The organism is Brachybacterium paraconglomeratum (assembly GCF_039541415.1).
GTDB lineage: Bacteria > Actinomycetota > Actinomycetes > Actinomycetales > Dermabacteraceae > Brachybacterium > Brachybacterium paraconglomeratum_A.
Genome location: NZ_BAABGE010000002.1, coordinates 224,066 through 241,947, shown reverse-complemented (window position 1 = coordinate 241,947; position 17,882 = coordinate 224,066). Strand labels below are relative to the sequence as shown.

Sequence of the window (17,882 nt, the reverse complement as noted above, 5' to 3'; positions counted from 1 at the left end):
GGGCGGTATCCTCCCTGACCGAATGAGCTCCTCATGACCGATTCCCTGAATCGGGTCCCGGGCACAGACGCCACGCAGACCCTGGTTCCGGAGGCCCCCGGCCACCCCCAGACAGCGACGGATCGGCCCCCACGGCGACGCCGCCGGGTGAGCCGTCGAGCCCGGCGCGATGCCCTCGTGTTCCTCGCCTTCGCCGCGCCGAACCTGGTGCTGATCGCGATGTTCACCTACCGTCCCCTGATCCTGAACATCCAGTACTCGATGCTGGACTGGACGCTGGGCTCGCGCTCGGCGACGTTCATCGGGCTGGGCAACTACGTCGAGTTCTTCACCTCTGAGGAGGGCTTGACGAGCCTGCGGATCACCGCGATCTTCACGCTGGTCACCGTCGGCGGGGCGATGGTGCTGGGGCTGCTGATCGCCCTCGCGCTGAACATCAACATCCCCGGCCGCACCCTCGCCCGGTCGGCGGTATTCGCCCCCTACGTGCTCTCGGGCGTCGGCGTCGGCCTGGTGTGGCTGTTCATCTTCGACCCGAACTTCGGGGTGCTGGGATGGATTCTGCGGCAGCTGGGCCTGGGCAGCCCGCAATGGTTCCTGGATCCGAACATGTCGCTGGTCATGGTGATGATCGTCTACGTATGGAAGAACCTGGGCTACTGCGCGATCGTCTATCTCGGCGGGCTGCAGTCACTGCCGCAGGACGTCATGCACGCCGCCCAGCTCGACGGAGCGAGCGCGGTGCGCCGCTTCTTCAGCATCTCGATCCCACTGCTGTCACCCACCACGTTCTTCCTGCTCATCACCACCACCCTGAACAGCCTGCAGGCCTTCGACCTGCTGCGGATCATGACGCCCACCGGGCGCGGCACCAACACGATGATCTTCGAGTCCTACCTGCAGGCCTTCGGCGGCTACTCCCGAGCCGGCTATTCCGCCACGATCTCGGTGCTCCTGTTCGTCATCCTGATCGTGATGACCGTCGCCCAGATCATGTTCGTCGAGCGGAAGGTGCACTACGCATGAGCACTCCCACCCTTCCCCGCCCCGACGGCGAGACCACGGACCGGCCCACGCCGACGCCGCGGAAGAACGGCCCCTTCACCCGGGCCAACCTGGTCTCCACCATCACCGGCGGGTACCTGCCGCTGATCCTGGCGACCCTGGTGATGGTGCTGCCGCTGCTGTGGATGATGATCAGCTCCCTCAAGGCGCCGCACGAGATCCTCTCCACCGATCTGGTGGTGCTGCCCGAGAGCCCCTCGCTCGCGAACTACGAGGCCGCCTGGAACTCGGTGCCGATCCCGCGCTTCTTCCTCAATTCGGTCATCGTCACCACGATCGGCTCGAGCATCAAGGTGCTGCTGGCGATCCTCACCGCCTACGCGCTGGTCTTCGTGCGCTTCCCCTTCAAGCGCGTCATCTTCGTGCTGATCCTGGTCGCGCTGATGGTCCCGCCGCAGGTCTCGATCCTGCCCAACTACGTGCTGATCGCCGGTCTCGGAGGGGTGAACACCTACTGGGGGATCATCCTGCCGGGCCTGGGCACCGCCTTCGGAACGTTCCTGCTGCGGCAGTACTTCCTCACCATCCCGCCGACGATGATCGAAGCCGCCGAGATCGATGGTGCCGGGCATCTGCGCACCCTGTGGTCCGTGGTGGTGCCGATCTCGGTGCCGACGGTGGCCACGGTCGCCCTGGTCACCATCGTCACCGAATGGAACGACTACATCTGGCCCCTGATCATCACCTCGGAGGCCAGTCGGATGACCCTGCCCGTGGGGCTCACCGCCCTGCAGAACTCCGAGGGCAACACCGGCTCCGGCTGGGGCATCCTCATGGCCGGCACGGTCCTGGTGATCGCCCCGGTCCTGATCGTCTTCGCGATGCTGCAACGGCACATCGTCTCCGGCCTCACCCAAGGCAGCGTGACCGGCTGACGCGCCCGCGTCCGTCCACCACCCCTGAAAGGACCCTTTCCCATGACCAGTTCACTGCACCTTCCCCGCGGGTTCAGCCGACGCTCCCTGCTCGGCCTCGGTGTCGCCGGTGCCGGCGCACTGGGCCTCGCCGCCTGCGGCGGCGGCCCTGAGGTCGGCGGCGAGGGCACCGGCGCCGGCGGCGGAGAGGAGCTCGACCTCGACTTCTCCGGTGTCGAGCCGGCCAAGAAGATCGACTTCTGGACCAACCACCCCGGCGGCTCCCAGGAGGTCGAGGCGCAGCTGATCGCCGCCTTCACCGAGGAGACCGGCATCGAGGTCAACCACGTCACGGCTGGCTCGAACTATGAGGAGATCGCCCAGCGCTTCCAGACCGCGCAGGCCGCGAACACGGGGCTCCCCGCCGTGGTGGTGCTCTCGGACGTGTGGTGGTTCCGGTACTTCCTCAACGGTAACGTCATCCCGATCGACACCCTCGTCGAGCAGCTCGAGATCGACCTGTCCGACTACCGGGACTCGCTGATCCAGGACTACCAGTACGACGACCAGCAGTGGGCACTGCCCTACGGCCGCTCCACGCCGCTGTTCTACTACAACAAGGACCACTTCGCCGCCGCGGGACTGCCCGACCGCGCCCCGGAGACCTGGACCGAGTTCGAGGAGTGGGCACCGAAGCTCACCGAGGCCGAGACCGCCTATATGTACCCCGACCTCGCCGGATACGCGGGCTGGACCCTGCAGAACGTGCTGTGGGGCCAGGGCGCCGCATGGTCCGACGAGTGGACGATCACCTGCGCCGAGCCCGCTGCCGTCGAGGCCCTGCAATGGGTCCAGGACTCGGTGTTCTCCAAGGGCTGGGCCCAGGTCGCCTCGAGCGACTCGGCCGACACCTTCGCCGCCGGAGTGTGCTCCACGACCATCGCCTCCACCGGCTCCCTGGTGGGCGTGCTCGAGTCCGCGACCTTCGACGTCGGGGTGGGCTTCCTCCCCGGCGGCTCGGTGGACGGGCCGGTCTGCCCCACCGGCGGCGCAGGGCTCGGGATCCCCTCCGCGGTCACCAAGGAGGAGCAGCTCGCCGGTGCCATGCTGATGGAGTTCATGGGCCGCCCGGAGAGCACCGTCGCGTTCTCCGCCGCCACCGGCTATATGCCGATCCGCAAGAGTGCGGACCTCACCGAGCTCACCGCCGAGACCCCGGAGATCCAGCTCGCGGTCGACCAGCTGGACGTCACCAAGCCCCAGGACTTCGCCCGCGTCTTCCTGCCCGGCGCGGACCAGGAGATGGCCGAGGCGATCGCCTCCATCGCCACCACCGAGGGTGATGTCCAGGCGGCGATGGACGGACTCAAGGAGACCCTCGAGGGGATCTACACCAAGGAGATCCAGCCCAAGCTCGAGGGCTGAGCGGGGGGGCAGTGCGGCGGGGCGGGTGCCATGATCACGGCGCCCGCCCCGACCTTCACCCCTGCTGCATCCGCGCCAGGGCGTGGGTGATGTCCCTGGTGGCCGGGTAGAGCTCACGGTAGAGGCGGTACAGCTCGTCGTACCGGGCGCGGTGCGCCGGATCCGGCGCCAGCTGATGGTCGGCGCGGTTCCAGGTGCTGGTGTCCGCGCCGTGGGCGAGGCGGGCGGCCAGCATCGCGCCGCCGTAGGACGCGCCGACTGTGCTGCGGGGGATCTGCTGGGTCAGCCCCGTGACGTCGGAGACGATCTGCGGCCATAGGTCGTGCTGGGTGCCGCCGCCCACCGCCATCACCCGGCGCGGGGTCAGGCCCGCCGCCTCGAGCGTCTCAAGATGATGGCGGACCCCATAGGCCACCGCCTCCAGCGTCGCGCGGTACAGGTCGCCGCGGGTGTGGGAGAGGGTCAGGCCAGCGATCACTCCGCGCGCGTCGGGATCGGCGATGGGGGAGCGCTCGCCGGCGAAGTACGGCAGCATCACCAGGCCTCCGGCGCCCGGGCCGCTGCGCTCGGCCTCCGCGAGGAGCCCCGGGAAGTCGGATCCGCCGGTGAGGTCCCGCAGCCAGCCGGTGATGGCCCCGGAGGCGGCCATGCCGCCGGCCAGGCTCGAAGACCCGGGAGTGACCCCCGGGGTGGACCAGAGCGTGCGGCTGGCCAACGGCTCGGGGGTGGTGGCCAGCACGAGCGTGGTGGTTCCGTACATCAGCATCAGGTCGCCGGGTTCGGTGGCGCCGACGCTCACGGCCTCCGCCCAGGCATCGATCGTCCCGCTGAGCACCGGGATCCCTGCCGGCAGACCGGGCACCTGTGCGGCGACCTGCGGATCCAGGGTGCCGGCGGCCTCGCCCGCCCAGCGCAGCTGCGGGAGCTCGATGCCGGGGGCGACGTGCTGGGACCAGTCGATCTCGGAGCTGCCGTGCCCGGACTCGGAGGAGTGCCATTCCTGCTGGCGCAGGCAGTACAGCGGCGCTGTCTGGCTCGCGCTGACATGGTCCATCACGTACTGCCCGGTCAGCCGGAAGGCGAGATATGACGCCGGCATGAACAGGCGTCGGGCGCGGGCGTAGAGCTCGGGCTCGTGCTCGGCGACCCAGGCGATCTTCGGTCCGGCGGACTGTGCGGACAGGACCACGCCGCAGTGGGCGACGATCTCCTCCTGGCCGAGCACGTGGGTGAGCTCCCTGATCTGCTGCTCGGCCCGAGTGTCGACGCCGTAGAGGATCGCCGGCCGCACCGGGATTCCCTGCTCATCGGTGAGCACCACGCAGGGCCCCATCCCTGAGAGCCCGATCGCGGACACCGTGAGCTTCGCGGCCCGGGCGGCGGCGGTGAGCTCCCCGGCGATCGAGACGAACTCGTCCCACCAGGTCTCCGCGTCCATCTCCACCTGGCCGGCGGCGGGACGGCGTACCTCGTGCTCGCGCACCTCGGTGCGCAGGATGGTCCCGTCGAGAGCGACCAGCACCCCCTTGGTGCTCGAGGTGCCGACATCGATCCCGAGCACTGCGCTCGCGTGGCTGCCAGCCGCGACGGCTGCCTCCCCGGCACCGGATTCAGCCTCGGCGGTGGCTGCTTCCCCAGCAACGGCTGCCGCGCCATCATCCGCAGCAGCTCCTGCATCAGCAGCCATCCGTCGTCTCGCTTCCCGCCCGGAACGTAGTCCGGCCCGCATTCTGTCGTCGGCCGCGGCGTTGCTCGCCCTGCGCACTATCCTGCCATCGACAGCTCCCCTCGCTGGGAGGGCTCCGAGCACGCCCTTCCCGCTTGCGCTCCCGACAAATGTGCGGAACTATTGTTCCCACGTGGCGATGACGGCACTGCACTGTCGACCCCTCGCGGTCGCAGACCCGCACCCTCTGTCACGCCCGAGCCATGGCGCATGGCTCGGCCTCATGGGACAGGAGTGAGTCATGCTCGAGACGTCGATGGACATGCATCTGCTGCATCGCGCCGCCACTGCGTACTACCTCGACGGCCAGCGGCAGGAAGAGGTCGCTCGGCGGGTCGGGGTCTCCCGCCCGTCGGTCAGCAAGCTGCTCGCCGAGGCGCGCCGGATCGGCATGGTGCGATTCGACGTGCTGGACGTGCCCACCGTCGACCTCGCTGAGCTCGCGGAGCGACTGCGGGAGCTGCTGGGCATCGACACCGTCCGGATCGCCCCGGGGGATCAGGTCCAGCGCGAGTTCCGCGGCATCGGCGATCTGCTGGCGGAGGAGCTGCGCAACCTCGAGATCCAGCAGGGAGAGGTCGTGCTGCTCTCCTCGGGGAAGATGATCCATGCCGTCTCCGGCATGGGCGGGATGCCTCGGCTGGAAGGGGCTCGCATCGTGCCCACCGTCGGCGGTCAGCAGGAGCCGGATCCCTCCTTCCAGACCAACGAGACCGTCCGTCGCTTCGCCGACCGCACCAGGGCGGAGCCCCGCTTCATCTTCGCTCCCGCGCTGACCAGCCCCACCCTCTGGGCATCGCTGCAGGAGGATCCTGGATTCCGCTCGGTGGTGGACCTCTGGGATGGAGCCCGCGCCGCCGTGGTCGGCATCGGCGCCCCCTATGACGGCCGCGCCAGCCTCACCTCCGTCGTCCCCCGCCACGAGCCCGCGCTTGAGCAGGCGGCCGGCGACGTCTGCCTCCACTTCTTCGATGAGGACGGTGCCACTCTCACCTTCCCCGGCGCCGAGTTCCTGGTCCGGCTCCCGCTCGAGACGCTCCGCGCGATCCCCACCACGATCGCGCTCGCCGCCGGGCGGGAGAAGGCGCCGTCCATCCGTGCGGGGGCGAAGACGGGGATGTTCACTGCGCTGATCACCGATGTGCCGACGGCCGAGGCCGTGCTCGCGGAGGCCGGGGTCGATCTGCGCGACTGAGCGCCAGGTTGAGCGCCAGGCTGGGCGGTCGGGCGGTCGGGCGGTCGGGCGGTCGCGCGGCTGCGCGCCAGGCCGTGCGGCTGGGTGTCGGGCCGCGCGGACCTCGCGAGACCCAGGACTTCTGGACGTCGAGCGCCGCTCCGTCCACCTGCTGGAACCGGATGAGACGCGCTTCACGCACCCCCGGGCATATAGCCGCTGGCCTGCGGTGATGGAGAGATCGAACGCTCGAAACCATCACGCGCCACGGTGTGGAACATTTGTTCTTGACGAATGTTCCACGGGTGCTTAGGGTGGGATGCGGACGGGCGCCCCGTGGTGGCATCGAAGACGCACCCTCGGCCCCGAGGCTGGCCTCGCGCCGGCCCGCTCAGCCGGGGCCGCCCCGGAACGTATCGAAGGAGATGTGCCGAGATGACCGAGATCCCGAAGACCATGCAGGCTGTCGTCATGCATGCGCCCGAGGACTACCGCCTCGAAGAACGAGCCGTGCCCGCCCCCGCTGCCGATGAGCTGCTGATCCGGGTCGAGGCCGTCGGCGTCTGCGCGAGCGACCTCAAGGCCTACGCCGGAGCCGCCAAGTTCTGGGGCGACGAGAACCGCGAGCGCTGGGTCCAGCCCGGCATCATCCCCGGCCACGAGATCACCGGCGAGATCGTCTCCGGCTCCGAGGAGGCGCTGGCCAAGCACGGCGCAGCCCTCGGTGACCGCATCGTCGTCGAGCAGATCGTCCCCTGCGGCGAATGCATGTACTGCCAGCGCGGCTGGTACTGGATGTGCGACCCGCACGACATGTTCGGCTTCAAGAGCTTCAACGGCGGCATGGCCGAGTTCATGATCGTGCCCCCGCTGGCCCGCGTCCACACGATCTCCAAGGAGATCGCCCCGCAGCATGCCGCCTATGCCGAGCCGCTGTCCTGCTCGATGCACGCCGTCGAGCGCGCCGACCTGCAGTTCGACGACGTCGTGGTCATCGCCGGCGCCGGCCCGATCGGCCTCGGCGCGATCATCGGCGCCTCCCACAAGAACCCCAAGCTCGTCATCGCCCTGGACTTCGACGATGCCAAGCTCGAGCTCGCCAAGAAGTGCGGTGCGGACCTCACCCTGAACCCCGCGAAGGTGGACCTGGACGCCGAGATCCGCGCCCTCACCGGCGGCTACGGCGCTGACGTCTACATCGAGTGCACCGGCCACCCCAGCGCTGTCCCGCAGGGCCTGAACCTGCTGCGCAAGCTCGGAACCTTCGTCGAGTACTCCGTGTTCAAGGAGAACGTGTCGGTGGACTGGTCGATCATCTCCGACGACAAGGAGCTCGACGTGCGCGGCGCGCACCTGGGCCCCCACACCTGGCCCGCCGCCATCAAGATCATCGAGAAGGGCGACCTCCCGCTCGACGAGATCTGCACCCACCAGTTCGCGCTCGCGGACTTCCAGCAGGCTCTCGACTCGGTCGCCGACTCCGCCGGCGCCTCCGTGAAGGTCTCGATCCTCCCCGGCCTCTGATCCCTCCCGAGAGATTCGCTTCTCTCCCGCGAGATCGATCGCCGCACGATCGCCACCCCGAGATCGCGTCCCACCTGACGGCTGTCGCGCCCCGCGTCGCCGGCCGTCAGGTGCCGCCCTCCCTTCAGCACACAGGAGTGCCCGCATGAGTTCCGCATCCCCCTCGACGGCCGTCAGCACGGCCGCCCCCACCGTCGGCGGCGCCCAGGAGACCTTCCTGGACCGCCTCGGCATCCCGCACGTCCTGCGCTGGGGCTTCCTCGGCGTGCTCGTCTTCATGACCGGCAACGGCGTGGAGACCAATTTCGTCTCCCCGCACATGGCCAACGTGTTCGGCGGCGGTGACGACATGATCAACCTCGCCGCCACGGTCATCACGTTCTACGCCCTGGCCACCCTGATCGGCTCGTACCTCGCCGGCGCCCTCTCGGACCTCTGGGGCCCGCGCAAGGTGATGCTGCTGGGCGTCATCGTGTGGGTCGTGTTCCAGGCAGCCTTCGTCGGCGCCCTCTCGACCGAGTCCGTGCCGCTGATCTTCCTGACCTACATGGTCCGCGGCTTCGGCTTCCCGCTGTTCGCCTTCGCCTTCCTGGTGTGGGTCAACGCGGTCTCCCCGAAGGAGCGCGCCGGCGCCGCCGTCGGCTGGTTCTACGTGATGTTCACCGGCGGCATGCCCACCATCGGCTCCTTGGTCGCGATCGGCATGATCCCCGCCTTCGGCGGCGGGCTGCTCGGTGAGCGCTGGGCCATGGTCGCCTCGACCGCGATCGTGATCGCCGGCTTCCTGATCGCCTACTTCGGAGTGCGCGAGGAGCACGGCGACCGCCGCCTCGCCCCCGCCGGAGAGAGCAGCCGCCAGGTGATCCTCTCGGGCGTGGTGCTCTCGCTGAAGAACAAGCGCGTGATGATGGGCTTCCTGACCCGCCTGATCAACACCGCCCCGCAGTTCGGCATGTTCATCATCCTTCCCACCGTGATCGCCGAGACCCTCGGCTGGGGCCAGTCCCGCTGGCTGCTGATGACCTCGATCGTCTTCGCCGGCAACATCCTGTTCAATGCGTTCTTCGGCGCTCTCGGCGACAAGATCGGCTGGACCACCACGGTGCGCTGGTTCGGCATCGTCGGCTCCGCGATCGGCCTGCTGCTGTGGTGGTACGTGCCGCACTGGGTCCCGGCCGGCTCCGACTGGGGCTTCGTGGTCTCCGTCCTCGCAGGCACCGTCTTCGGTATCCTGCTGGCAGGCTTCGTGCCGCTCGGCGCGATCATGCCCGCACTGGCCCCGGACCATAAGGGTGCCGCGATGGCGATGTACACCACCGCTGCCGGTGGTGCGACCTTCCTCGGCTCCGCAGTGGTCGCCGTGGTACGGCCCTGGGGCGGGAATGTCGGCGTGGTCTGGGCCTTCATCGCCCTCTACGCCCTCGCGTTCCTCATGACCTTCGCGCTGAAGGTCGATCAGCCCCGCGTCGGCAAGCAGGACATCGCCGCCGCCGAGGCCTGAGCAGCAGCACCCGGGGGCTGGCCATCACGTCGGCCCCCGGGTGCTGGTTCCCCGTCTACTCACCGCACCTTTCCCTCGAAGGAGTCCGACATGGCACAGAGCATCTCCCCCCTCTTCGACCTCACCGGCCGCACCGCACTGGTCACCGGCGGCGCCAAGGGCCTCGGCCTGGCGATGGCCCGCGCACTGGCCGAGCACGGCGCGCCCATCGTGCTCGCCGACATCGACGACGAGAACGGTCAGCAGGCCGCGCAGCAGCTCGCCGCCGACACCGGTGTACGCACTGCCTACCGCCACCTCGACGTCACCGACCAGGAGATGGTCGAGCAGGTCGTGGCAGAGGTCGATGAGGAGTTCGGTGGGATCGAGATCCTGCTGAACAATGCTGGCCGCACCATCCACCACCCGCTCGAGGACGGCGACGCCGAGAAGTGGCGCGCCGTGATGAGCCTGAACCTCGACGGCGTCTACCACGTGCTCTCCGCCGTGGGCCGCCGCATGCTCGAGCGCGGCCGCGGCAGCATCATCAACACCGGCTCCATGAGCGGCATCATCGCCAACATCCCCCAGACCCAGGCCTCCTACAACGCCTCCAAGGCCGCCGTCCACAACCTCACCCGCAGCGCAGCGCTCGAGTGGGCCGGCCGCGGCGTGCGTGTGAACGCCATCGCCCCGGGCTACATGCGCACCGAGCTGACTCGCGGCTTCTATGAAGAGGGCGGCGCCCAGATCGACCAGTGGAACCTGATGACCCCGATGGGCCGTCCGGGAGAGCCCGAGGAGCTCGCCGGCGCCGCGGTCTACCTCGCCGCCGACGCCAGCAGCTTCGTCACCGGCTCGATACTGTCGATCGACGGCGGCTACACCGCGGCCTGACCCGTCCATCGAAGGCGGCGGTTCCGCCGCCTGACCCGTCCCGCATTCGTCGGGCCGCTGCGCCGAGACCACGGTGCAGCGGCCGACGGGTGCACCACCCGGCCCGTCGGCCGCACTGCCCGCTGTTGCCCCGCCAGAGAAGAGAACGCCGTGACCTACCTGTTCGACGATCCCAAGACCTTCCCCGCCGACGCCGTGGAAGGCCTGGTGGCGGCCCACCCCGAGGAGCTGCTGCGGGTGCACGGCGGAGTGGTGCGCAAGCAGGCCACCCCCGCCGGACAGCCGGCCCTGGTGGTCGGTGGCGGCTCCGGCCACTACCCGGCCTTCGCCGGCTGGGTGGGTCCCGGCTTCGCCCACGGCGCACCCTGCGGGAACATCTTCTCCTCGCCGTCCTCCGATCAGGTCTACTCGGTGGCCAAGAATGCCGAGAACGGCGGCGGCGTGATCCTCGGCTTCGGCCACTACGCCGGCGACGTGCTCCACTTCGGGGTCGCCGCCGAGAAGCTCCGCGCCGAGGGCATCGACGTGCGCATCATCGCGGTCAGCGACGACGTGGCCTCGGGTCAGAAGGGCAACCATCGCGACCGCCGCGGCATCGCCGGTGACCTGCCCGTGTTCAAGATCGCCGGCGCCGCGATCCAGGCCGGCGCCGACCTCGCCGACGCCGAGCGCCTGGCCTGGAAGGCGAACGACGCCACCCGCACGCTCGGAGTCGCCTTCGACGGCTGCACCCTGCCCGGCGCCGAGGATGCCCTGTTCCACGTCCCCGAGGGGAAGATGGCGATCGGCCTGGGCATCCACGGTGAGCCCGGCATCGACGAGCAGCCGCTGCCCTCGGCCAAGGAGCTCGCGAAGATCCTGGTCGACGGTGTGCTCGCCGAGACCCCCGAGCTCGCCTCCGACCGGGTCGCAGTGGTCCTCAACGGCCTCGGCACCGTGAAGTACGAGGAGATGTTCGTGGTGTGGAAGCACGCCTCGCAGCTGCTCACCGAGGCAGGCCTGACGATCGTGCGCCCCGAGGTCGGCGAGCACGTGACCAGCCTCGACATGGCCGGGCTGTCGCTCACCGTGGTGCGCCTGGACGAGGAGCTCGAGCAGCTCTGGCTGGCGCCCGTCGAGTCCCCGGCCTTCCGGCGCGGCGGCACCGTGGGCGGCGACCTGGGCGAGGAGCGCGGCGAGATCTACACCCCCGGCGAGGACCCGATCCCCGCCGCGTCTGACGCGTCCCGCGCCTCCGCAGAGCGGATCGCCGGGCTCCTCGGCGACGTCGAAGTGCTGCTGACCGAGCTCGAGCCGGAGCTCGGCCGGCTCGACGCGATCGCAGGCGACGGCGACCACGGCCAGGGCATGGTGCTCGGCATCCGCGCCGCCCAGGCTGCGGCCCGACGCACCGTCGAGGGCGGCTCCGGCGCGCGCACCGTGCTGGTCCAGGCCGGTGCCGCCTGGTCCGCCGAGGCCGGGGGAACCTCCGGCGCGCTCTGGGGCGCGGCACTGACCAGCCTCGGCAGCGCCTTCAGCGACGACGCAGCGGTCGGCGGCGACCAGCTGCTCACCGGACTGGTGCAGGCGGTCGAAGCCGTCGAGCGCCTCGGCGGCGCGATCCCCGGCGACAAGACGATGGTCGACGCCGCGGTGCCCTTCCGCGAGGCGATCACCCTCGCCCAGGCCAACCGCGACGAGGCCGCCTCCGCGCCGGCTGACTCCGCGGCACGAGCGATCACGACGGCGGCCGCCCGCGCGGTCGAGGCCGCTGCGGCCACCGCCGACATCTCCGCGAGCAAGGGCCGCGCCCGGAACCACGGCGACAAGTCCGTAGGCACCCCCGACCCCGGCGCGATCTCCTTCTCGCGGATCGTCACGCTGCTGGGCGAGAAGCTCTCCGCCTGAGGCACCGGCCACCGCCGGTCCCGCTCACGGAACACGCTCCCGCTGCGGCGCGTTGTTCCGGGGGAGGGGGCCCGGCACCCATCGCACGAGACTGCGGATCTCGAGGCCCCCGCCCCGAGACCACGACACGAAGGAGCACTGACATGGGCTGGAAGATCATCACCGGATCGGACAACGCCGGTTACGGCCACAAGAGCGCGCTGAAGGAGCTGCTGGAGAACGACCCGCGGGTCGACGAGGTCATCGACGTCGGCGTGACCGGCCGCGAGGACGGCACGTTCTACCCGAACGTCGCGGTCGAGGCGGCGGAGAAGATCGCCGCCGGCGACGCGGATCGGGCGCTGCTGATCTGCGGCACGGGCCTCGGCGTCGCGATCGCCGCCAACAAGGTCTCCGGCATCCGCGCCGTGACCGCCCACGACCTCTACTCCGTGCAGCGCTCCGTGCTCTCCAACAACGCGCAGGTGCTGTGCATGGGTGAGCGCGTGATCGGCCTGGAGCTCGCGAAGGAGCTGGTCAAGGTGTGGCTGGACCTCGAGTTCGATCCCACCTCCTCCTCCGCGGAGAAGGTCGACGCGATCTGCGCCTACGACGGGTCGCTCGAGCAGGCCTGACGGTCGGGCCTCCCTGGTCGGCCGTTCCCCATCGACCGTTGCGCAGTGGGCGTTCTGAACGTTCAGAGCGCCCACTGCGCAACGGTGGACCCGGGAAGGGTCGAGCTCGGAGCGGGGCGGCTGCTCCGCGAGGGCCTTCCCGGGCTACTCCGCGAGGGCCTTCCCGCGCTGCTCGGGGAGGGTGAACGCGGCGGCTGCGGCCAGGGCGAACGCGATTGAGAAGGCGACGAAGACGAGCACCTGCCCGCCGGTCACCAGCAGCACGGGCACCAGGAACGGGGCCAGCATCGAGGCGACGCGCCCGAAGGCGGCGGCCGCGCCGGTGCCGGTGCCGCGCACGCGGGTGGGGTACAGCTCCGGCCCGATCGCGTACAGCGCGCCCCAGGCGCCGAGGTTGAAGAAGCTCAGCGCACAGCCTGCGGCGATGATCGTCCACTCGGTGTCGGCGAGGCCGTAGCTGATCGCGGCGAGCGCGGAGCCGGAGAGGAAGATCGTCAGGGTCCAGCGTCGGCCGAGCACTTCGATCAGCCAGGCCGCCACGGCGTAGCCTGGGATCTGGGCGAGCGTGATGATGAGCGTGAAGGTGAACGACTGGGTGAGGCTGAAACCGCGGTCCACCAGCAGCGTCGGGATCCAGATGAAGGCCCCGTAGTAGGCCAGGTTGATGCAGAACCACACCGCCCACAGGCCGGCGGTGCGGGCACGCAGAGGCTTCGACCAGATGCCGGCCGTCGGATCGACCGTATCGGCAGCCGGGATGGCGCCCACCTCGTCGGCGGCGACGCGGGCCTCGACAGTAACGTCGGCGGCATCATGCGGGGCGCCCACCCCGGTGGCAGCGACCCCGGCGGCTGCGGCGTTGGCGCTCACCCCGTCGGTGGCAGCGCCCGGGGCCTCGATCCCGGCGGCGCTCTCGAAGCTGCGCACCACCTGCTCGGCTTCCTGGTGGCGGCCCTTCTGCTCCAGGAAACGCACCGACTCGGGCATGCCCAGGCGCACCACCAGCGAATAGACCGCGGGCACCAGTCCGATCGCGAGCGCCCAGCGCCATCCGGTCGGACTCGCGGCGGCCACGAAGGTGCCGATCACGGCGGCGAGGATCCAGCCCAGCGCCCAGAACGCCTCGAGCCAGACGATCACGCGGCCGCGGATCCGGGCTGGCGCGAACTCGCTCATCAGGGTGGAGGCGACGGGCAGCTCGGCGCCGAGGCCGAGGCCCACGATGAAGCGCAGCACGATCAGGGCGCCCACGCCCATCGCGAGCGCCGAGGCGCCGGTGGCGAGGCCGTAGACCAGCAGGGTCAGTGCGAACACGGAGCGGCGGCCGATCTTGTCGGCCAGCAGACCGCCCACGCTCGCCCCGATCGCCATCCCCGCGAAGCCGGCGGAGGCGATGAGGGAGCCATCGGCCTTGCTCAGCTCCCAGTGCACGCTGAGCGCGGCGATCACGAAGGAGATCAGGCCGACGTCCATCGCATCCAGCGCCCAGCCGATGCCGGAGGCGCCCAGCAGCTTGCCGTGCTTGCGGGTGAAGGGGAGGCGGTCCAGGCGCTGTGACCTGGTCAGGCTGCGGTCGGCAGCGGGGGCCGACAGCGGCGAGGAGGTGGTCGAGTTGCTCATGCTCAGCTCCGACGACAGGGGATGGGGTGGCCACAGCATGCACCAGATGTCACCCACGTCATGAGGCCTGGATCACACCCCGGTCGGCGGACGCGCGGGGAATCGGACGACACTCCTGGTCACTGTGAGAAAAAGTCCGAGGTCTCAGATGTGTTGCGTTTCTGCGGTAGCCATCGTCGGAGCGGGCGGCGTGACCGTCAGGTGAGGCGGTGCGACACCAGATCGACGTCGACCTCGCCCCGCAGCACCGCCAGGGCCCGGCGGGCACGCTCGGCACCCCAGGGCCCGAGCAGGTCGATCTCGGACTCGTCGATCAGCGCCCAGTCGTCGAGCTCGGAGGCCTGCGGCACCACATTCGCCTCGAGGTCGGCACGGGGGACCACCCCGGCGTCGAAGAGGAAGTGCACCCCCATCGGTGAGCTGCGCACCGCGCTCGAGGGCAGCCAGTCGGCCGTGAGCATCCGCCCCACCTCGACCTCGATGCCGAGCTCCTCGAGCACTTCCCGCTGGGCGCATTGCCGGGCATCCTCACCGGCGTCGACCCCGCCGCCGGGCAGCAGCCAATGGTCGCGATAGTTCGGCTTCTCCACCACCAGATGCCCGTGCTCATCGCGCAGGATCACCGCCCCGGAGCTGATCACCTTGGGCAGCGAGGCGAAGTATGCGGGGTCGGGGAGGAGGCGAGGCATGGCCCTATCGTGTCATCGCGGTGGGTGGAACCGCACTGCTGTCCCCGGCGCAGCCTGGGCCAGGCGGTCCAGCCCCGCGCGCGTGACCACCGCGATCACCGGATACCCGCCGGTGGTGGGGTGATCCGGCCCGAACACGACCGGCAGTCCCGAGGGCGGCACCTGGATCGCGCCGGGCACCATCGGCTCGCTCGGCAGAGAGCCGATGCCGGCGGGGACGGGCAGAGCCGGCCCCTCCAGCCTCACCCCCACCCGGTCCGAATCCGGCCGGACCCTCCAGGTGGTGGAGAACAGCTGGGAGAGGGCCGACGGGCCGAGCAGCCCCTCCCGAGGGCCGGGATGCACCGGGATCTCGAGCGTCCGCCTCGGCGCGGGGGCATCCTGGGACGGCTCGCCGGATGGCTCGTCGGGCAGGTCGGTGTGCAGATCAGTGTGCAGATCACTGGGCGGAGCGCCGGGCAGAGCATTGGGTGGGATCGCGGCCGGAATCGCCTCGAGCCCGTGCTCGTCCCCGACCTGCACTCGGTCTCCTGCCACCAGCGGTGCCGGGCCGAGGCCGGAGAGGGTGTCGCGGGACATCGAGCCGAGCACTGCACCGTCGTCGGCGCCGTCGGCGCGGATCCCACCGCGCACGGCCAGCACGAGGCGCAGCCCCTCGGTCGCGGGCCCCACCGTGAGCAGGTCCCCCGGGTCCAGGGCGATCGGCTGGACGCCCGCGGCGGTGGTCGCTGCTCTCGGCGCGCGCCCCGGCTCATCGGCGCGGCGCACCTCCCAGGGCGCTGATGCCCCGGAGAGGGCGACGACGGTGGGAGCCGCGGCCCGCAGCACCAGGGGCCCGATCAGCGTCTCGAGCACCGCAGCCCGCCCCGGATTGCCGACGGCGAGGTTCACGCGGATCCTGGCCCCCTGGTCGAAGGCGCCCGAGCTGCTCACCCCGATCGCTGCGAGACCGGCTCGTCCCGCGTCCTGGAGCAGAGTCAGCGGGCCGGGGGAGATGACCTCGAGCGCCGTGCGGGACACGGAGCGCGGCGGCGGCGCGGTGGCTCTCGTCCGGAAAGCGCGGGTCAGCGCGGTGGCCGAGGCTCGTGCCGTCGCCCGCTGGGGGACGAAGCGGACCCGGGAGCCGGGGGCCAGCAGCGCTGGCGGGTCGCGGTCCACATCGAACAAGGTGGCGTCGCTGCGCCCGATCAGCTGCCAGCCCCCAGGGGAGGGCCGCGGATAGACCCCGCAGTAGTGGGAGGCGAGGCCGACGGAGCCCGCCGGCACCACGGTGCGCGGCTCGGCCCGGCGAGGAACCTCCCAGCGGGGGGCCTCCTCTCGGGGCAGCTTTCCGCGGGAGACCTCCCCACGGGGCAGCTCTCCGCGGGATGTCTTCCGGTGGCCACCGTCCTCGGAGGGAACGTCGGAGTCGGGGAGCAGGTAGGCGAAGCCGGGTGCGAACCCGCCGAAGGCTGCGGTCCAGCGGGTCGCGGAATGCGCGGCGACCAGCGCCAGGCTGCTCATCCCCAGCAGCGCGGCGACCTCCTCGAGGTCCTCGCCGTCGTAGATGATCCCGAGCTGGACCTCCGCGGCGGTCCCCTCCCGTGCCTCGGGCACCGGGAGCTCATCGAGCAGGGCGGTGAGGGCGGGGAGATCTCGGGCTGCGGTGCCGACCAGCAGCAGGGTGCGCTCGGCGGGGACCACCTCCACCAGGTGCGGCGGGGAGAGCAGCTCGATCGCGGCGGCGGCGGCGAGCACGGCGGCGGTATTCGGGTACTCGGCCAGCAGCGCGGTCTCCCCGCTGCGATATGTCGCCAAGGGTGAGTCCAGGTATCTCGCGAGGTGGTCGGTACCCGCGCTCATAGCGCCGCCTCGAAGCGCACGCCCGCCGCTTCTAGGCGGGAGCGCACCGCGTGCGCAAGAGCGACCGCGCCAGGGGTATCCCCATGCAGGCAGAGCGTGCGGACAGGCAGCTCCACCCAGCGCCCCTCGGCCGTGCGCGCCCCGCGCTCGGCAGCGATCGAGAGCGCCTGCGCGGCCACCGCCTCCGGGTCGGTGAGCACCGCGCCGGGGCGGCTGCGGGGAGTGAGGGTCCCGTCGGCCAGATAGACGCGATCGGCGAACCCCTCGAGCACCACCTCGATCCCGGCTTCCTGCGCGAACTGCCACACCAGGGCACCCGGTGCGGCGACCAGCGGAAGCTCGCCGCCGAGCTCGACCAGCGCCCGCACCACGGCCCCCGCCTGCCCCTCGTGAGAGGCGATCGCGGAGTACAGAGCGCCGTGCGGCTTGATCCCCCGCACCGTGGTCCCCTCTGCGCGGGCCATCGCCTGCAGTGCGCCGACCTGCACGATCACCTGATCGGTGAGGTCGGCGGGGGAGATGTCGAGGAACCGTCGGCCGAAGCCCTGCAGATCCGGATAGGCGACGTGCGCGGTGAGCGCGACGCCCCGCGCCCGGCATGCCCGCACGGCCGCGCGCATCGTGCGGGGATCTCCGGCATGCCCTCCGCACGCAACATTGGCTGTGGTCACGACGTCGAGCATCGCCTCGTCATCACCCATCGACCAGTCACCGAAGCCCTCCCCGAGATCGGCGTTGAGGTCGAGCAGGGGCGGCTGGGCGGTCATCGGTGATCGTCTCCTTCGCGCGGGCTGGCGGTGCCCGTCCATTGTCTCTCCCTTCTGCTGAGCATCCCCGGCAACTGGCCGTCCCCCTGCGTTGTCCTCTCATCCCACGTCTGCTGGCCAGCCCCTCTGAGCTGTCGTGAGGTGGGTGCTGAAGCGACAGCTGGGAGGGGATGGGCGTGAGGACTGCGGGAATCCCTCGCCCATCCCTTCTGTGCTGTCGCTTGGAGGCTGGGCAGGCGACAGCTGGGAGGGGATGGCCGGCAGGAGGGGAGGGGGTGGCAGAGCGGAGGGGAGTGGTGGAGGGGAGACGGGGTGAGC

General features: G+C 70.6%; 14 protein-coding genes. 9 read left to right on the top strand and 5 right to left on the bottom strand.

Features of this window, described 5'->3' with window-relative positions:
- The first annotated feature begins 33 nt into the window (after positions 1 to 33).
- Genes ABD893_RS01040 through ABD893_RS01030 form a run of 3 tightly spaced genes read left to right on the top strand, consistent with a single transcriptional unit; the run spans position 34 to position 3,344 of the window.
- Complete coding sequence (locus ABD893_RS01040) at positions 34 to 1,026, top strand: carbohydrate ABC transporter permease (RefSeq protein WP_345075638.1); 993 nt, start codon at positions 34 to 36, stop codon at positions 1,024 to 1,026.
- Entirely contained in the window at positions 1,023 to 1,940 is a 918-nt protein-coding gene (locus ABD893_RS01035) for a carbohydrate ABC transporter permease (protein WP_345075637.1), read from the top strand. The genes ABD893_RS01040 and ABD893_RS01035 overlap by 4 nt, the downstream gene beginning before the upstream one ends.
- A gap of 42 nt (positions 1,941 to 1,982) precedes the next feature.
- Positions 1,983 to 3,344: an ABC transporter substrate-binding protein gene (locus tag ABD893_RS01030; RefSeq protein ID WP_345075636.1), complete on the top strand. Its 1,362-nt coding sequence runs from the start codon at positions 1,983 to 1,985 to the stop codon at positions 3,342 to 3,344.
- 55 nt (positions 3,345 to 3,399) lie between these two features.
- Here ABD893_RS01030 and ABD893_RS01025 read toward each other — a convergent pair whose 3' ends face one another.
- Positions 3,400 to 5,031: an FGGY-family carbohydrate kinase gene (locus ABD893_RS01025; protein ID WP_345075635.1), complete on the bottom strand. Its 1,632-nt coding sequence runs from the start codon at positions 5,029 to 5,031 to the stop codon at positions 3,400 to 3,402.
- Positions 5,032 to 5,311: 280 nt separating this feature from the next.
- Here ABD893_RS01025 and ABD893_RS01020 point away from each other — a divergent pair, with 280 nt between their 5' ends.
- From ABD893_RS01020 to ABD893_RS00995, 6 genes are all read left to right on the top strand, one after another.
- Positions 5,312 to 6,265 carry a sugar-binding transcriptional regulator gene (locus ABD893_RS01020; RefSeq protein WP_345075633.1) on the top strand — a complete coding sequence of 318 codons (954 nt, stop codon included), beginning with the start codon at positions 5,312 to 5,314 and terminating at the stop codon, positions 6,263 to 6,265.
- A gap of 414 nt (positions 6,266 to 6,679) precedes the next feature.
- Positions 6,680 to 7,768, top strand: coding sequence for a zinc-binding dehydrogenase (locus ABD893_RS01015; RefSeq protein WP_345075632.1), 1,089 nt, complete (start codon positions 6,680 to 6,682; stop codon positions 7,766 to 7,768).
- A 145-nt stretch (positions 7,769 to 7,913) separates the two neighbouring features.
- Positions 7,914 to 9,269, top strand: coding sequence for an RbtT/DalT/CsbX family MFS transporter (locus ABD893_RS01010; protein WP_345075631.1), 1,356 nt, complete (start codon positions 7,914 to 7,916; stop codon positions 9,267 to 9,269).
- A 90-nt stretch (positions 9,270 to 9,359) separates the two neighbouring features.
- Positions 9,360 to 10,145 (top strand): glucose 1-dehydrogenase, encoded by a 786-nt coding sequence (locus ABD893_RS01005; protein ID WP_345075630.1) that lies wholly within the window; start codon positions 9,360 to 9,362, stop codon positions 10,143 to 10,145.
- Between the two features lie 150 nt (positions 10,146 to 10,295).
- Positions 10,296 to 12,032: a dihydroxyacetone kinase family protein gene (locus ABD893_RS01000; protein ID WP_345075629.1), complete on the top strand. Its 1,737-nt coding sequence runs from the start codon at positions 10,296 to 10,298 to the stop codon at positions 12,030 to 12,032.
- Positions 12,033 to 12,175: 143 nt separating this feature from the next.
- Positions 12,176 to 12,646 carry a ribose-5-phosphate isomerase gene (locus ABD893_RS00995; RefSeq protein ID WP_345075628.1) on the top strand — a complete coding sequence of 157 codons (471 nt, stop codon included), beginning with the start codon at positions 12,176 to 12,178 and terminating at the stop codon, positions 12,644 to 12,646.
- A 144-nt stretch (positions 12,647 to 12,790) separates the two neighbouring features.
- Here ABD893_RS00995 and ABD893_RS00990 read toward each other — a convergent pair whose 3' ends face one another.
- The 4 genes from ABD893_RS00990 to ABD893_RS00975 all read right to left on the bottom strand — a co-directional run bounded on the left by ABD893_RS00990 (position 12,791) and on the right by ABD893_RS00975 (position 17,564).
- Entirely contained in the window at positions 12,791 to 14,266 is a 1,476-nt protein-coding gene (locus ABD893_RS00990; protein ID WP_345075627.1) for an MFS transporter, read from the bottom strand.
- Positions 14,267 to 14,463: 197 nt separating this feature from the next.
- Positions 14,464 to 14,955: an NUDIX domain-containing protein gene (locus tag ABD893_RS00985; RefSeq protein WP_345075626.1), complete on the bottom strand. Its 492-nt coding sequence runs from the start codon at positions 14,953 to 14,955 to the stop codon at positions 14,464 to 14,466.
- 12 nt (positions 14,956 to 14,967) lie between these two features.
- On the bottom strand, positions 14,968 to 16,797 hold the full coding sequence (locus ABD893_RS00980; protein ID WP_345075625.1) for a 5-oxoprolinase subunit B/C family protein: 1,830 nt from the start codon (positions 16,795 to 16,797) through the stop codon (positions 14,968 to 14,970).
- A complete protein-coding gene (locus tag ABD893_RS00975; protein WP_345075624.1) occupies positions 16,794 to 17,564 on the bottom strand; it encodes a LamB/YcsF family protein in 771 nt (256 codons plus the stop codon). Before ABD893_RS00975 ends, ABD893_RS00980 begins: the two co-directional genes overlap by 4 nt.
- Positions 17,565 to 17,882 lie beyond the last annotated feature (318 nt).

Coding starts and splice junctions, on each gene's coding strand:
- ABD893_RS01015 (WP_345075632.1), top strand. CDS start 6,680: ATGACCGAGATCCCGAAGACCATGCAGGCTGTCGTCATGCATGCGCCC.
- ABD893_RS00985 (WP_345075626.1), bottom strand. CDS start 14,955: ATGCCTCGCCTCCTCCCCGACCCCGCATACTTCGCCTCGCTGCCCAAG.
- ABD893_RS00990 (WP_345075627.1), bottom strand. CDS start 14,266: ATGAGCAACTCGACCACCTCCTCGCCGCTGTCGGCCCCCGCTGCCGAC.
- ABD893_RS01040 (WP_345075638.1), top strand. CDS start 34: ATGACCGATTCCCTGAATCGGGTCCCGGGCACAGACGCCACGCAGACC.
- ABD893_RS01005 (WP_345075630.1), top strand. CDS start 9,360: ATGGCACAGAGCATCTCCCCCCTCTTCGACCTCACCGGCCGCACCGCA.
- ABD893_RS01030 (WP_345075636.1), top strand. CDS start 1,983: ATGACCAGTTCACTGCACCTTCCCCGCGGGTTCAGCCGACGCTCCCTG.
- ABD893_RS01020 (WP_345075633.1), top strand. CDS start 5,312: ATGCTCGAGACGTCGATGGACATGCATCTGCTGCATCGCGCCGCCACT.
- ABD893_RS01035 (WP_345075637.1), top strand. CDS start 1,023: ATGAGCACTCCCACCCTTCCCCGCCCCGACGGCGAGACCACGGACCGG.
- ABD893_RS01010 (WP_345075631.1), top strand. CDS start 7,914: ATGAGTTCCGCATCCCCCTCGACGGCCGTCAGCACGGCCGCCCCCACC.
- ABD893_RS01025 (WP_345075635.1), bottom strand. CDS start 5,031: ATGGCTGCTGATGCAGGAGCTGCTGCGGATGATGGCGCGGCAGCCGTT.
- ABD893_RS00980 (WP_345075625.1), bottom strand. CDS start 16,797: ATGAGCGCGGGTACCGACCACCTCGCGAGATACCTGGACTCACCCTTG.
- ABD893_RS00975 (WP_345075624.1), bottom strand. CDS start 17,564: ATGACCGCCCAGCCGCCCCTGCTCGACCTCAACGCCGATCTCGGGGAG.
- ABD893_RS00995 (WP_345075628.1), top strand. CDS start 12,176: ATGGGCTGGAAGATCATCACCGGATCGGACAACGCCGGTTACGGCCAC.